This is a genomic window from Teichococcus vastitatis, from assembly GCF_003604215.1.
Taxonomy (GTDB): Bacteria; Pseudomonadota; Alphaproteobacteria; order Acetobacterales; family Acetobacteraceae; genus Pseudoroseomonas; species Pseudoroseomonas vastitatis.
This window is the reverse complement of the sequence record NZ_QXGS01000020.1, coordinates 1-14,463: the sequence shown is the minus strand read 5'-3', so window position 1 is coordinate 14,463 and position 14,463 is coordinate 1. Positions and strand designations below refer to the sequence as shown.

Annotated in this window: 13 protein-coding genes; 7 read left to right on the top strand and 6 right to left on the bottom strand. The window is 71.6% G+C overall.

The annotated features are described in order from the left end of the window. Window positions 1-5: 5 nt before the first annotated feature. Window positions 6-881, bottom strand: coding sequence for an oxygenase MpaB family protein (locus D2K64_RS17025; protein ID WP_120009587.1), 876 nt, complete (start codon window positions 879-881; stop codon window positions 6-8). Window positions 882-943: 62 nt separating this feature from the next. Then, window positions 944-2,923: a DEAD/DEAH box helicase gene (locus D2K64_RS17020; protein WP_120009586.1), complete on the bottom strand. Its 1,980-nt coding sequence runs from the start codon at window positions 2,921-2,923 to the stop codon at window positions 944-946. Between the two features lie 338 nt (window positions 2,924-3,261). Here D2K64_RS17020 and D2K64_RS17015 point away from each other — a divergent pair, with 338 nt between their 5' ends. Further along, complete coding sequence (locus tag D2K64_RS17015) at window positions 3,262-3,729, top strand: hypothetical protein (RefSeq protein ID WP_120009585.1); 468 nt, start codon at window positions 3,262-3,264, stop codon at window positions 3,727-3,729. A 4-nt stretch (window positions 3,730-3,733) separates the two neighbouring features. Here the strand turns inward: D2K64_RS17015 and D2K64_RS17010 are convergent, their stop codons facing one another. Both D2K64_RS17010 and D2K64_RS17005 read right to left on the bottom strand, forming a co-directional pair. Next, a complete protein-coding gene (locus D2K64_RS17010) occupies window positions 3,734-4,168 on the bottom strand; it encodes a helix-turn-helix domain-containing protein (protein ID WP_120009584.1) in 435 nt (144 codons plus the stop codon). 73 nt (window positions 4,169-4,241) lie between these two features. After that, on the bottom strand, window positions 4,242-5,039 hold the full coding sequence (locus D2K64_RS17005; protein ID WP_162306214.1) for a VOC family protein: 798 nt from the start codon (window positions 5,037-5,039) through the stop codon (window positions 4,242-4,244). A 135-nt stretch (window positions 5,040-5,174) separates the two neighbouring features. Between D2K64_RS17005 and D2K64_RS17000 the strand changes: the two genes are divergently transcribed. The 5 genes from D2K64_RS17000 to D2K64_RS16980 all read left to right on the top strand — a co-directional run bounded on the left by D2K64_RS17000 (window position 5,175) and on the right by D2K64_RS16980 (window position 11,808). After that, window positions 5,175-7,199 (top strand): M3 family metallopeptidase, encoded by a 2,025-nt coding sequence (locus D2K64_RS17000; RefSeq protein ID WP_120009582.1) that lies wholly within the window; start codon window positions 5,175-5,177, stop codon window positions 7,197-7,199. 189 nt (window positions 7,200-7,388) lie between these two features. Continuing rightward, window positions 7,389-7,874, top strand: coding sequence for a tripartite tricarboxylate transporter TctB family protein (locus D2K64_RS16995; RefSeq protein WP_120009581.1), 486 nt, complete (start codon window positions 7,389-7,391; stop codon window positions 7,872-7,874). Window positions 7,875-7,878: 4 nt separating this feature from the next. Then, window positions 7,879-9,396 (top strand): tripartite tricarboxylate transporter permease, encoded by a 1,518-nt coding sequence (locus tag D2K64_RS16990; RefSeq protein ID WP_120009580.1) that lies wholly within the window; start codon window positions 7,879-7,881, stop codon window positions 9,394-9,396. 92 nt (window positions 9,397-9,488) lie between these two features. After that, window positions 9,489-10,490, top strand: a complete 1,002-nt coding sequence (locus tag D2K64_RS16985) for a tripartite tricarboxylate transporter substrate binding protein (RefSeq protein WP_120009621.1) — start codon at window positions 9,489-9,491, stop codon at window positions 10,488-10,490. 103 nt (window positions 10,491-10,593) lie between these two features. Then, window positions 10,594-11,808 (top strand): MFS transporter, encoded by a 1,215-nt coding sequence (locus D2K64_RS16980; RefSeq protein WP_120009579.1) that lies wholly within the window; start codon window positions 10,594-10,596, stop codon window positions 11,806-11,808. Window positions 11,809-11,868: 60 nt separating this feature from the next. Here D2K64_RS16980 and D2K64_RS16975 read toward each other — a convergent pair whose 3' ends face one another. Next, complete coding sequence (locus D2K64_RS16975; protein ID WP_120009578.1) at window positions 11,869-12,858, bottom strand: Bug family tripartite tricarboxylate transporter substrate binding protein; 990 nt, start codon at window positions 12,856-12,858, stop codon at window positions 11,869-11,871. 324 nt (window positions 12,859-13,182) lie between these two features. On the opposite strand from D2K64_RS16975, the gene D2K64_RS16970 reads away from it, so the two are divergent. After that, window positions 13,183-13,491, top strand: a complete 309-nt coding sequence (locus D2K64_RS16970; protein ID WP_120009577.1) for a hypothetical protein — start codon at window positions 13,183-13,185, stop codon at window positions 13,489-13,491. An 88-nt stretch (window positions 13,492-13,579) separates the two neighbouring features. On the opposite strand, the gene D2K64_RS16965 is transcribed toward D2K64_RS16970, so the two are convergent. Beyond that, window positions 13,580-14,098 carry a GNAT family N-acetyltransferase gene (locus tag D2K64_RS16965; protein WP_202910721.1) on the bottom strand — a complete coding sequence of 173 codons (519 nt, stop codon included), beginning with the start codon at window positions 14,096-14,098 and terminating at the stop codon, window positions 13,580-13,582. Window positions 14,099-14,463: the final 365 nt, after the last annotated feature.

Sequence of the window (14,463 nt, the reverse complement as noted above, 5' to 3'; positions counted from 1 at the left end):
GGTGCTCAACCCGGGCGGAACGCCCAGCGCAGCGTCTCGGCAATGCCGAAGGTGCCGGCGCGCAACAGGGGCTGGCGCAGCGGCGACACGTCCAGCCCGTGCAGGGTGCGGGCCCAGCCGGGCAGCAGATCCACCGCCGCCTGCCCGGTCAGCACCTGCATCCTGGCCTTGACCGGATGGCCCGGGGGCCGCTGCAGCACCAATCGTGCCACTTCGGCGGTCCGGGCATCGCGGCGCAGGGCGGGGCGCATGGCGCGGATCAGCCGCTCCGCCGCCGCCCGGCTGCGCGGCACCGGATCAGCGCCCAGCGCCATGGCCACCTGCGCCATCTCGGCGAAGTAGCGATCCTGGTCGGCGCCGGACATGCGCGGCTCGGCGTAGCGGATGTAGCCGTTCAGGAAGCTGGTCGCCTCGGTCACGTTCACCCAGGCGAGCGAGGCAGGATCATTGGCGGAATAGGGCGTGCCGTCGGGCAGTGTGCCGTGCACGTGGTCGTGGATGCGGCGGACGCGGGCGATCACCGCCTCCGCCTCCTCGCGCCCGCCATAGGTGGTCTGAGCGATGAAGCGGGCGGTGCGGCGCAGCCGGCCCATCATGTCCTGGCGGAAATTGGAATGGTCCCAGACGCCGGCCAGCACGGCCGGATGCAGCATCTGCAGCAGCAGCCCGGCCACGCCGCCCACCATCATCGAGGTGATGTCGCCATGCACCCGCCACGATACCGAGCGCGGGCCGAACAGGCTGTCCTCCCGGCGCTTCACCGGCGCCTCGCCACGGGCGCGGTCGTTGAACATCCGCACCACCTCGGCGACGATGGCCTGCTTGATCGGTCGCGCGACGGGCGCGGGAAGCCAATCCGGAAAGCTGCTGGGCTGGGACATGCGGGACCGTGCGGTGGTTGGACTTGAATATGGGTGCGCCGCGCGCGCTGTCACCCGTCGCCTCAGGAGGAGCGACGCCTGCCATTGGGCCGCTTTTCCGTTCCTTGTACCCCCTGGCTGCGCGGCGGGCGCCATTCGCGCCGCTTGCGCGCGGTCCAGGCATAGCGTGGATCATCCGCCACCAGGTGCAGGTGGTCGGACAGACGGTTGCGCTCCAGCCAGCCGATGCTGGCCTCCAGCTCCATCAGCGTCATCTGCGCCCGCGCCTTGTTGCCCATCACGCGCTTCAGGATGGCGTTGTAGCGGTGGTACAGCCCCGGCCCGCCCGCGCCTCCATGCGGACCCTGCTGCATCGCGTCATCCTCCACCGCCTGGGACGCCACCATCTCGCCGATGCGCCCGCGCAGGCGCCGCTCGGCGACCGAGGGCGGCTCGAACATGTCGCCCTGGCCCGGCTCCAGCTCCGGCCGCTTCAGCGCCAGCTCCGGTCCCGGTGCCAGGGTGCGGAAGCGCAACGTCAGCGCGTTGGAGGTGAGCGGCGTGATCCCCTCGCGCGGCGGCAACCGCTCGCGCAGCCAGAGCGGCAGCACGCCGCCGGTGACGCGGGCACGGGGCTGGCGGGCCAGCGTGCCCTGCTCGGTTTCCATGCGCAGGCGGAAGCGGCCGAACAGCGGGTCGTCGGGGTGGAACACCACCGCCCGCTGCGCCTCGTAGGGGCCGGCATGCGGGTCGATGCGGGTGGCGCGCGCCACCATCTGCTCCAGCCACGGACGCGAGCGGATATGCGTCAGCGCCGCCACCACCGCCACCTCCGGCACGTCCAGCCCTTCATAGGCCATGGCCACGGTGACCAGGATGGAAGGCTCCGGCCGCAGCCGGAATGCCGCCAGCAGCTGCGGCGATCCGGGGCAGTCGGAGGTGGCGAGGCCGACCGAGGCTTCCGCCTGTTCCGGTGGCACCCAGCCGCGCAGCACGGACAGGTAGTAGCGTGCCGTCGCCTGGTCCGGCGCCACCACCAGCAGCTTGCCGAGGCCCGGCGCCGCCGCGGAGGGTGACAGGCCGCGCTCGCGCCGGCGGCGTGAGCGCAGTGCCCGCGTCGTCAGGAAGGCCTGGCGCAGCAGCGCCTCGGCGAAGCCGGTGCGCAGCGCGGTGAACAGCGCCGGGCGGGTGGTCTCGTCGGGGTGGAAGCCGGACAGGCGGTGCGGCCCGACCTCCTGCCCTTCCTCGCTGCGCCAGCTCGCCTCGCCATCCAGCGCGCCGAAGGTGACGGGCAGCACCGCGCGCTCGGCGAGGGCCTGGGCGCGGCTGTAGCCGACCACCGCCCAGCCCGGCGCATCCAGGTCGACTTCCCGCGTGCGCGCCTTGCTGCCCTCGCGATAGGGCAGCCACAGGATGCCGCGGCCGTCGGCGCGCTCCAGCGTGCCGGACAGCAGCAGCCGCACGGCGGCGCATTCCAGCAGCGGCAGCAGGGCCCGCGACCAGGCGCCGGCCGGATCGTCCTCCGCGCCATCCTCCGCGGCGCCGGACGCCGCGCGGGATGCCCCACGCGATGCCGCGCGGGATGCCGCGCGGGATGCGCCGCGGGATGCCACTGGGTCGATCTCCGGCAGCGCCGGCAGGTGGTGCATCTCGTCCACCACCAGCAGCGTCGGGTGGCGGCGGAACTCGGCCAGGTGCAGCGCGGGCGCCGCGGCGATGCCCTGGTAGGTGGTGACGTAGCCATCCAGGCCGCGGCAGGGATCGGGCGCGTTCTCGGCGGCGCGCAGGCCGATGCGGTGCTCCAGCGCCGCGCGCCATCCGGGGTCGGCGAAGGCTTCCTCGGCCTGCTGGCGCAGGCTGTCGCGCGGCACCACCCAGCAGATCCGCCGGATCAGCCCGGCCTGCATCAGCCGCGCGGCGGCGATCACCGGCAGCAGCGACTTGCCGCCGCCGGGGGTGACGGCGGCGAGGATGTCGCGCGCTTCGGTGGCACCGGACGCGATGGCGGCCACGACCCCGGCCAGCTGGCGCTGATGGGTGCGGAGCTGGCGAGGCACAGACACCGGCGGATGGATCCTCCCCCGCAACAAGGAACAGGAAGAGAACTAAGTGTGAATACAATGGTTTCGGCTGTCCAGTGCGAAACCACACTGAAATGGCGCCCGTAACTCCATCCGATGCAGTCGATGGCAGCGATCTCACCGCTTCGCGAGGCTCGATTTTCGGCTTGTTCCGCCCCTCCGGGCAGGCCTAGAACACTTGAACAAACCTAGAACAAACACCATCTGAACCCTGTGGCCGGAACGATGGCGCGGAGCTTTCTCCCCCTCGCCGGCCAAGCCTTTTCCTTGCCCGTTTTGCCGGCCCGCGCGTCCCCCGCCGCAGGCCGTGGAGGTGCGCCGTGTCCGAGTACTTCCCGAACTCCGCCCTGCGCGAGCTGTGGTACGCCCGCCGCGCCGTGCTGCTGGCCGCGCTGCGCGAGGCCGCCGCCGGCGCCGCGGAACACGGTGCGGAATACCGTGACATCAATGGCTGGGCCGCCTGGGCGCGGCTGGGGCGGCATGCGGTGGACGTCACCACCTCCATGCCGTTCAGCAACGCCGACACCATGCCGGTGCTGCTGCGCTTCAGCCGGTCGGACGGCTTCGGCGCGCGCAAGCCGTCCTGCCGCGAGATCGCCCTGACCTTCGAGAACGGCAGCGACCGCCTCACCGCAACCGGGCAGCAGGCGCTGTCCGAGGTGGTGCAGCATTTCCTGCGCCTGCTGCGCGAAGGACCGGCTGCCAGCACCGCGCGGCGCGGCCCGCGCAGTCCGACGCGCAAGGCGATGCAGGCCCGCGCCGCCTATGCCAAGGCGATGGCCGGCTGACGCCTCAGCTCCTGGCCTTGCCCTTGCCACGGCCGGGCCGCCGCCCGCCGGCGGATGGCGGTTCCGGCTCCGGTCCTGCCATCTTCAGCAGCACGTACAGCGCGGCGGCGCGACTCGGCACGTCCAGGCGGCGGTAGGCGCGCAACAGCGCCTCCTCATCCCCGGCGAGCAGGCCGAGACTGCCCTGCTCCTCCTCCAGCAGTTCCTGCGGCGGCTCGGTGTCGGGATCGAGGCCGACGAGGTAGGAGACGGAGGTGCTCAGCGCCTCCGCCAGCCGCACCAGGCGCTGCCCGCGTGGAACCGGTGCGCGGCCATCCCCCAGCCGCTGCAGCAGGTCGGGCGGCAGCCCGGCATCGGCGGCCACGGCGGCAAAGTCCAGGCCGAGCCGTTCCAGCCGGCCCTCGATCCGCTCCACCATGGGCGAGATGTCGACATCCATCGGCGGGTCCTGTGCGCTGGGCGGTTGGGCGAAGAACGGAGCGGAGGCGGCCGAGTTCCAGCCCCTTCCCTGCTCAGCCGGCCAGCCCGCCTTCCCAGCCGAGCAGAACGCCGCCCGCCGCCACCGGCGGCGGCGCGGCGCCGTTCTGCGGCGCGGCGAAGACCAGCCCGGCCTGCGGGGCGCCCGCGCCGGCGCTCCAGCGCGCGGCGAAGCGCTCGGGGGCCAGGAACGCCACCGCCGGCCCGCGCCGGGGATCGGCCACCCGCCACTCGCCCGGCGCGGCCTGATCCGCGGGGAGCCCGGTCATGGCGGCGTAGCCAGCCGCTTCCGCCGCTGGGTCGCCGACCCGGATCTCGACCCGCTGGAACTGCCGGCTGCCATTGGCGTGGCGCAGCAGGCCCGGCAGCCAGACGGTGTCCGGCGTCAGATGCCGGCAGGCGAAGTAGCCGAGGCCGGCGGGCGACGGCTCCACCGTCCAGGGCAGCACGATGAAGCGCGCCTCGGCGCTGCCGCCGTTCTCCAGCGGAACGGGGCGGCCGAAGGCGAAGGGCTCCGCGGCCGCGATGCCGGCGGCGCGCAGCTCGGCGGCGGCGCCGTCCGGGTCGAGCAGGCGCAGCGCGATCCGCTCCAGGCCACCACCCTCGGCGATGCGGCGGCGGGTGATTGCGTTGAACGGCGATTCCGCCACCACGCCCATCAGCTCCACATAGGCGTCCTCGAACATGATCGTGTGGTTGGCGGTGCCGAGGCCCGAGCCGTGCTCGCCGCGTGGCGACACGGTGAAGCCCCGCGCCCGCCATTCCGATGCCGCCGCCGCCAGGTCGGCCACCGCGATCACCACATGGTCCAGCCCCGCCAGCTGCTGCCGCATCGAACCTGCTCCTTCTCCACGCCGCATCAGGACGGCGACGCGGAAGCGTCCGGGAAGCGCTGCGCGCTGTAAAGCCGCCCGGCCGCCGCGGCGGGTGGTTGACCGGCACCGCCCTCCCTGCGCCAAACTCCCGGCATGACGCAGAACAACCCGCTGCTGGCGCCCTGGACCACCCCCTTCGGCGCACCCCCCTTCGACCAGATCCGCCCCGAGCATATCCGCCCGGCCTTCGACGCCGCGATGGCCGAGCACTTGGCGGAGATCGCCGCTATCGGCAGCGACCCCGCCCCGCCCGCCTTCGGCAACACGATCGAGGCGCTGGCCCGCAGCGGCCGCGCCCTGGCGCGGGTCGGCAACCTGTTCGGCAACCTCGTGGTCAGCCTGGGCGGCCCGGCGCTGGAGGAGCTGGACCGCGAATTGTCGCCCCGCCTGGCGCAGCACGGCATGCGCGTGGCGCTGGACCCGGACGTGTTCCGCCGCGTCGCCGCGCTGCATGGCCGGCGCGACGCGCTGAACCTGGAGCCCGACCAGGCGCGGCTGCTGGAGCGCACCCATCTCGGCTTCGTCCGCAGCGGCGCCGCCCTGGCGCCGGAAGCACGCGCCCGCATGGCCGCGATCTCGGAGCGGCTGGCCACGCTGCACACCCGCTTCGGCCAGAACGTGCTGCATGACGAGAAGAACTGGCACATGGCGCTGGAGGAGCGGGACCTTGAAGGGTTGCCGGACTTCCTGCGCGCCGGCATGGCGGAGGCGGCCGCGGCGCGCGGCGTCGCCGGCTATGCCGTCACCCTGTCCCGCTCGCTGGTCGAGCCCTTCCTGGCTTATTCCGCCCGGCGCGACCTGCGGGCCCGCACCCATGCCGCCTGGGTGGCGCGCGGCACCCATCCCGGCGCGCATGACAACCGCCCGCTGATCCCCGATATCCTGGCGCTGCGGGCCGAGCGCGCGCGGCTGCTCGGCTACCGCGACTTCGCCGAGTTCCGGCTGGCCGACAGCATGGCCGGCAGCGTGGCGGCGGCCGAGGCGCTGCTGGCCGAGGTGTGGGAGCCGGCCAGGCGCCGCGCCGGGCAGGAGCGCGACCGGCTGCTGGAGGTCGCCCGTGCCGAGGGGCTGGAGGGCGATCTGCAGGCCTGGGACTGGCGCTACTACGCCGAGAAGGTGCGGCTGGCCGATCACGCGCTGGACGAGGCGGCGCTGAAGCCGTTCTTCCCCTTCGAGCGCATCCAGCAGGCCGCCTTCGACACCGCGTCCCGCTTGTTCGGGCTGCGCTTCGAGCCGCTGCCCGACCTGCCGCTGTATCATCCGGACGTGCGCGCCTATGAGGTGCGCGACGCGGAAGGCCATGTGGGCCTGTTCCTGGCCGATCCCTTCGCCCGCGCCGACAAGCGTTCCGGCGCCTGGATGAGTTCCTATCGCGACCAGGAGAACCTCGACGCGGCGGTCTCGCCCATCGTGGTGAACAACAACAACTTCGCCCGCGCCGAGCCGGCGCTGCTGTCCTTCGACGATGCCGAGACGCTGTTCCACGAATTTGGCCACGCGCTGCACGGGCTGCTGAGCCGGGTCCGCTACCTGCCGCAATCGGGCACGGCCGTGCGGCGCGACTTCGTGGAGTTCCCCTCGCAGGTCTACGAGCACTGGCTGTCCCTGCCGGACACGCTGCGCGCCTATGCCCGCCACCACCGGACCGGCGAGCCCCTGCCCGAGGCGCTGATGCGCAAGCTGCTCGACACCCGCACCTTCAACCAGGGCTTCGGCACGGTGGAGTACGTGTCCTCCGCCATGATCGACCTGGCGCTGCACCGGCTCGAGGATCCTGCCGCGCTGGACATCGAGGCGTTCGAGGCCGAGTTCCTCCAGCGGATCGGCATGCCGACGGCGATCGGGCTGCGCCACCGCCCGCCGCATTTCCAGCACCTGTTCGCCGGCGGCGGCTATGCCGCCAGCTACTACGCCTATCTCTGGTCCGAGGTGCTGGACGCGGATGGGTTCGACGGCTTCACCGAAACCGGCGACCCGTTCGACCCGGCCATGGCGGCGCGGCTGCGCCACCTGCTCAGCGCCGGCGACACCGAGGATCCGATGCGGCTCTACACCGGCTTCCGCGGCCGCATGCCCGACACCGCCGCCCTGCTGCGGATGCGCGGTCTGGCGGCCTGAACCGCCCGTGCCCCCGGGCGCGTGGCCCGCAGGGGCGCCGGTGGGGCTTGTTCCGATGTCGTGACACGGGCGGCGCTTGACCATCCGCTTGTAGGGTCATCACACTGGCTGGCCGGCGCCATCGACGCCGCAAGAACAGGCGGCAGGGCTTCGCCCCGCATGCCTGCAGCCAGGGAGGGGAACAGGGCTTTGCAGTTGTCGGACAGGATCACCGGGTTGTGCCTGGTCGCGCTCGGTGGAGCGGCGGTGTATGGCGCCACCCAGCAACCGGGCGTGCCGGGCCAGGATGTCGGGCCCAGCGTCTTTCCCATGGTGATCGGCCTGGGGCTGATCGGCTGCGGCGCCCTGGTGGCGCTGCGGGTCGGCCGCAGCTTCGAGGCGCCGGACGAGGTGGTGCCGCCGGAGCCGGGCGAGGCCATGGCGGCGCCGCCGCGCTTCGCGGAATGGCGCGCCTTCCTGCCACCCCTGCTGCTGGTGTTCTACATGCTGGCGGTGGACACGCTGGGCTTCCTGCTGGTCGCTGCGGCGATCACCCTGGTGGTCTGCCTGACCCTCGGCGCCCGCCTGCGCCTGGCGCTGCCGCTGGCGGTGCTGGCGCCGATCGGCATCCACGCGGTGTTTGTCCGGCTGCTGCGGGTGCCGTTGCCCGACGGCCTGCTGACGCTGCCCTGGTGACGCCATGACCGATCTTCTGGAAGGCTTCCGCCTGGTTCTGCAGGGCGACGTTCTGATCGCCATCCTGGCATCCGCCGTGTACGGGCTGGTGGTGGGCTCGCTGCCGGGCCTCTCCGCCACCATGGCCACGGCGCTGCTGGTGCCCGTCACCTTCTACCTGTCGCCCATCGCAGCGGTGGCGACCATCATCACCGCCTCCGCCATGGCGATCTTCTCGGGCGACATCCCGGGTTGCCTGCTGCGCATCCCGGGCACCCCGGCGTCCGCCGCCTATACCGACGAAGCCTATGCCATGACCCGCAAGGGGCAGGCGGAGATGGCGCTCGGCACCGGGCTGTGGTTCAGCGCGGTGGGCGGCATCGCCGGCACGCTGGCGCTGCTGGTCATGGCCCCGGCCCTGGCCGAGGTGGCGCTGAACTTTTCCTCCTTCGAGTATTTCTGGCTCGCCGTGCTGGGGCTGATGTGCGCGACCCTGGTGGCCCGCTCCTCGCCGGTGAAGGCGATCGCCTCGATGCTGCTCGGGCTGCTGTTCTCCTGCATCGGCATGGAGAACCCGGCCGGCACGCCGCGCTTCACCTTCGGCATGACCGACCTACTTGGCGGCATCGAGCCACTGCCGGCGCTGGTCGGCGTGTTCGCCGTGTCGCAGGTGATGCGCGCCCTGGCCGAGGCCGAGCCACCGCCGCTGCCGCGCCGCCGCTTCGGCAGCATCATGGCCGGGCAATGGGCGCTGACCAAAAAATACCCGAAGCCGATGATGCGCGGCAACATCGTGGGCATCATCATCGGCGTGCTGCCCGGAGCCGGCGCCGACATGGCCGCCTGGGTGTCCTACGCGATGTCCAAGCGCTTCTCGAAGGAGCCGGAGAAATTCGGCACCGGCCATCCGGAAGGGCTGGTGGAGTCCGGCGCCAGCAACAACGCCTCCCTGGCCAGCGGCTGGGTGCCGGCGCTGCTGTTCGGCATCCCGGGCGACACCATCACGGCGATCGCCATCGGCGTGCTGTACATGAAAGGGCTGAATCCGGGCCCGACCCTGTTCACCGAGCGCGCCTCCAGCATGTACGCGCTCTACATCATCTTCATCCTGGCCAACCTGATCATGATCCCGCTGGGCATCGTCATGATCCGCATCGCCGCCACCGTGCTGCGGGCGCCGCGGGCCTCGATCATGCCGGTCATCCTGCTGCTCTGCGCCGTGGGCGCCTTTGCCACCGGCAACAACCTGTTCGCCGTGATGCTGGTCGCCTTCTTCGGCACGCTCGGCTACGTGATGGAGCGCAACGGCTATCCGGTCGCGGCGCTGGTGCTCGGCATCGTCATGGGTTCCATGGTGGAGCAGAGCTTTGTCACCTCGCTGATCAAGTCCGACAACAGCCTGCTGCCGTTCTTCGAGCGGCCGATCTCGGCGGTGCTGGCCGTGGTCACCCTGGGCGCGCTGCTCTGGCCGGTGGCAGCCTGGCTAATGCGGCGCCTGCGCGCGCGCCGGCCGGCCGCCATTGCCGCCGCGCATCGCCCCTGACCTGCAGTTCATGGCCGTTGAATGGAAAAACGTCCATGATCAACTGGAACCGGCGGCCTGATGCCGGCCCCAATCCATACGGAGGAATGTTCATGGACCCGATCTCCCGCCTGTCCCGCCGCGGCATCCTGGGCGCCGCCGCGGGCCTCGCCACCGCCGGCACCCTGGCCCGCCCCGGCCTGGCGCAGCCGCGCTACCCGAGCCGTCCGCTGCAGATGATCGTGCCATGGGGCGCCGGCGGCGGCACCGATGCCACGGCGCGGATCATCGCCGCGCTGCTGGAGAAGGAGCTGGGTCAGCCCGTCAACGTGGTGAATCGCACCGGCGGCTCCGGCGTGGTCGGCCACAGCGCCATCGCCATGGCCAATCCGGATGGCTACTCGATCGGCATCATCACGGTGGAAATCGCCATGATGCACTGGCAGGGCCTGACCGAACTGACCTACGCCAACTACACGCCGCTCGGCCTGATGAACCGCGACGCGCCGGGCGTGCAGGTCAGCGCGTCCTCTCCCTACAAGGACATCAAGGCGCTGGCGGAAGGCATCAAGAACAGCCCGCCGGGCAAGCTGAAGGCCTCGGGCACCGGCCAGGGCGGCATCTGGCACCTGGCGCTGGTCGGCTGGCTGCAGGCGATGGGACTGAAGCCGGACCATGTCCGCTGGGTGCCCTCCAACGGCGCGGCGCCCGGCATGCAGGATCTGGTGGCCGGTGGCATCGACATCGTCCCCTGCTCGATCCCCGAGGCGCGCGCCATGCTGGATGCCGGGCGCGCCCGCAGCCTGGCCATCATGGCGCCGCAGCGCGACCCGCAATTCCCGGACATCCCGACCCTGAAGGAGAGCCTGGGCGTCGACTACCAGACCGCGGTATGGCGCGGCATCGGCGCGCCGCTGAAGCTGCCGGCGGAACAGGCCGCCACGCTGACCGCGGCGCTGCAGCGCGTCTACAAATCCAATGAGTATTCCGAGTTCATGAAGTCACGCGGCTTCGGCATGGACTGGGCGGACGGCGCCGGCTTCGGCAAGGTGATGGCCGAGACCGATGCCTCGATGGGCGAGGCGATGCGCGCCGCCGGCCTGGCCAAGGCCTGACTCCTCCATATCCGGCGGGAGCGGATGGCCGATCTCTGGCTCCCCGCCCCGCCGGCCCCCGCCCCGCCGGATCGGTGGCCGCCATGGTGGAGAAACAGCGTCCATGCGCGGAAAGGCCGCCAACATCGCCCTGATCACGGCGGCCCAGGTTCTGGTGCTGTCGCTGTGGTTTTCCGGCACGGCGGCGGCGCCGGGCATGGCGCGCGAGGCGACCGCGATCACCCCGACCTATCAGGCGCTGCTGACCAGCGCCGTCCAGGCGGGCTTCGTGGGCGGAACCCTGGTGAGCGCGGCGCTTGGCCTCGCCGACCGTTTCGATCCCCGCCGCGTGTTCGCGGCGGCGGCGCTGGCCGGGGCGGCGGCGAACGCCGCCATCCTGGCCATGCCCCTGGGCGCGGACGCGGCGGTCGCGGCGCGGTTCGTCACCGGGGCTGCCCTGGCCGGCGTTTATCCCGTCGGCATGAAGCTGGCCGCGGGCTGGGCGGACCGGAACGATGTGGGGCTGGTTGTCGGGATCCTGGTCGGCGGCCTGACGCTGGGCTCGGCCACTCCCCATCTGGCGAATGCCTTTGGCGGGCTCGACTGGCGGCTGACGCTGGGCAGCGCCTCGCTCGCCGCGCTGTTCGGGGCGGCGCTGGTGGCGCTAGTGCGGCTCGGGCCGCGGCATGCGCCGGCCCCGCCCTTCAATATCGCCGCGGCGCTGCGGCTCTGGAGCAACCGCGGCACCCGCCTCGCCACGCTCGGCTATCTGGGCCACATGTGGGAACTCTATGCCATGTGGACCTGGGTGGGGCTCTATCTGGCCGCCAGCTTCGCCGCCTATCACGGCGCCGCGGCGGTTGATGCGGGAAACACCGCGCTCACCACCTTCCTGGTGATCGCCACCGGGGCGCTGGGCTGCGTCGCCGCCGGCCGGCTCGCCGACCGGCTCGGCCGGGTCCGGGTCACGGTGATGGCCATGCTGGGCTCCAGTGCCTGTTGCCTGCTGGCCGGCCTGTTGTTCGGCGCCCACCCGGCGGTGAGCACCGCGCTGTGCTTGGTCTGGGGGGTCGCCGTTGTTGCCGATTCGGCGCAATTCTCCGCCAGCGTGGCGGAGTTGTCGGAGCCCGGCCTGACCGGAACGATGCTGACCATCCAAACCAGCCTTGGCTTCGCCCTCACCCTGGTGACGATCCACCTCATGCCCGTCTTGGTGGAGCATGCGGGCTGGGGCGGGGCGTTCTCCGTGCTGGCGCTCGGCCCCGCCCTCGGCTGCGTGGCCATGCTGCGGCTAGGCCGGAGTGCCGAAGCCGCCCGCCTGGCGGGGGGCCGCGGCTGATGGCGCGAGAGCCGCGCCACGAAGGTCCGGAGGCCCCGCGCGGCTCCGGGGCCTGACCCCTCAGGTATCGGCGGTGATGCCGGCCTTGCGGATCACCGCGCCCCATCTCTCGATCTCGGCCGCCAGGAAGCTGCCGCATTGCGCGGGGCTGGAGGCGACCACGTCGGCGCCCTGTTCCTCGATCTTGTTGCGCACGGCGGGCTCGCTCAGGACCTGGGACAGTGCTGCGTGCATCCGCTCGACGATCGGGGCGGGGGTGCCGGCACGGCCGAGCATCGCCCACCAGGTCAGGGCCTCGAAATCGCCGAAGCCTTGTTGCGCGAAGGACCGGGTGCCGGGAACATGGCGGCTTTCCCCGCGCGTGGTGACGCCGAGCGGGCGCAGCACGCCCGATTTCAGGTGCTGCGCCACGGCCGGCAGGTTGGTCATGAACAAGGGAACATGCCCGGCAACCGCATCCTGGGTGGCGGGCCCGGCTCCCTTGTAGGGCACGTGCACCATGCGGAAGCCGCCCTCCTGCTGCAGCAGGGTGGTGGACACATGCGCCAGGCCACCGACGCCGCTGGTGGCGTAGTTCACCGTGTCCGGCGCCTGCTTCGCCGCCGCCACCACGTCCTCGAAGCTGTGATAGGGCGTCGACTGGTGCGCCACCATGGCGAGCGGACCGGTGGCGATCAGGCTCACCGGCGCGAAGGCCTCCATGGTCCGGAACGGCAGCTTCATGACGCTCTCATTCGTGGCCTGGGTGTCGTAGACCACCACCCAGGTATCGCCATTGGGCGCGGCCCGGGCCGCCTCGGCGGCGCCGATGGAGCCCGATGCGCCGCCGCGGTTCTCGATGACCACCGGCTTGCCGAGCACCTCCTGCAGCCTCGGCTGGAAGATGCGGGTCACCGTGTCGACCGAGCCGCCCGGCGGCCAGGGTACGATCAGCCGGATCGGGCGATCGGGCCAGGCAGGCTGGGCGCGCAGCAGGGCGGGGACGAACAGGCCGGCAGCGGTCGCGGCCAGGAGACCGCGGCGGCGAAATCCGGATGCAGTGCTGGACATGATGGTTGAACCTCCCGGCGCATTGTCGTTGCCCGGAAGGATGCACGGTCTTTCGGGGGTTTGAAACGCCGAAAGCGGCGAAACGAGCTTGGCCGGGGTAGTTTGGACCACCCGGCGCAGCAACACCGCGACCGGGGCTGTTTCGTGAACCATGGTCAGCCCGTTGCCGCCGGCCCTGCCCTCTCGGCGCGCCGCAGATTGACACTGCCGCCAGCGGCCACGATCTAGGGAGGGAGACCCGATCCGGGCCCCTCTGGCGCAGGCCTTTCCGGCATTTGTGCGATGTCGGATCAGACTGATTCCACCGCCGGCTGGAGGTCACCGATGCTCTATAATTTCTTTCTCATGCTGGTCAGTTCCTTCATCCTCGAGCCCGCACAAGCGGAGTTCGATGCGCGGCTGGCCCGGCTTGGCGCTCCTCCCGCCGTGGTCCGCGAGGTGTCCACCTGCGTGTCGGCCGCACATCCGGTGCTGGCCAGGACCTATAGCGAGAATCCGGTCCACGGCATCGCGACGGCGATCAGGATCTGGACGGGCATGGCAAGCTATGAGGCCGTTCTTCAGGCCGAGGTCCCCGAATGCAAGCCGGCGCTGGATGCGGCGCGGCCTTATATCGGTCCCGATGCCGGCTGACGGAAAGCCGTGGCGCGGATCCCCGCCTGCACAGGCGGCCTGCTCCGCCGCCAGCATGCCGGAAAACGGCCGAAGCTGAGGCCGCTGCCTAGGCCACCACGGGATGTCGGAAGACGAGGTCGTCCGGGTCCTGACGCGGCGCCTGTGGATCCGGAACGGCACCGAGGCGTTCGGCCACCCGGATGGAAGCGCTGTTCCGCGGGTCAACATAGCTGACGAGGCCGCCGGGACCGAGTGTCCGCCCCGCCCACGCCCGCAGCGCCGCCGCGGCTTCCGTGGCGTAGCCGTGTCCCTCGAAATCGCCGTAGAGCATCCAGCCGAGTTCCTTCTCGGGGTACAGGGGGCCATGGTTGATGCCCACCTGCCCCACGCATTGTCCGGTGGCGCGCAGGTCCATCATCAGGGCGCCATGTCCGAACAGCGGCCAGCAGGCGATGTCGTGGCAGAACATCCCCCAGGCCGCCCGCATGTCGTAGGGGCCGCCCATGCCCTCCGAGCGCGTCGATGCCATGAGCGCCGCATAAGCGGGAAAGTCACCCTCGGCAGGGGAACGCAGGATGAGGCGCTTCGTCGCCAGCGTCGGGATCATCGGAACGGTCACGGGCATCCTGGCGCATTCGGCAGGGGTGATGCCGCCTCCTAGCCGGTGTTCTGGCGAGGTCAAATGACGGTCTGATGTCGGCGGGTGCCGCGCGCCCGGCCTGCTCGCGCAGGATGGCGCCGCCACAGGATCTCCGTGCCCAGCCGGCCAGACAGGCCGCGATGTCCATGCGTCAGCGCAACCGGCACGCCCGCGGTACCGCCTGCGGCCAGCATGGAGATGGGCGACCTGTCCCCCGGTCAGGTCGAATGGGGCGGAGAACGCCTGGCATCCCGCCGCGCATGGCCAGCGGTTGAAAACGTATGGCCCGCCCCGTCGGCAAGCGGTTTCTGAGATCTGGCGCAGGCAGTCTGCATCAACGTATCCGGTCT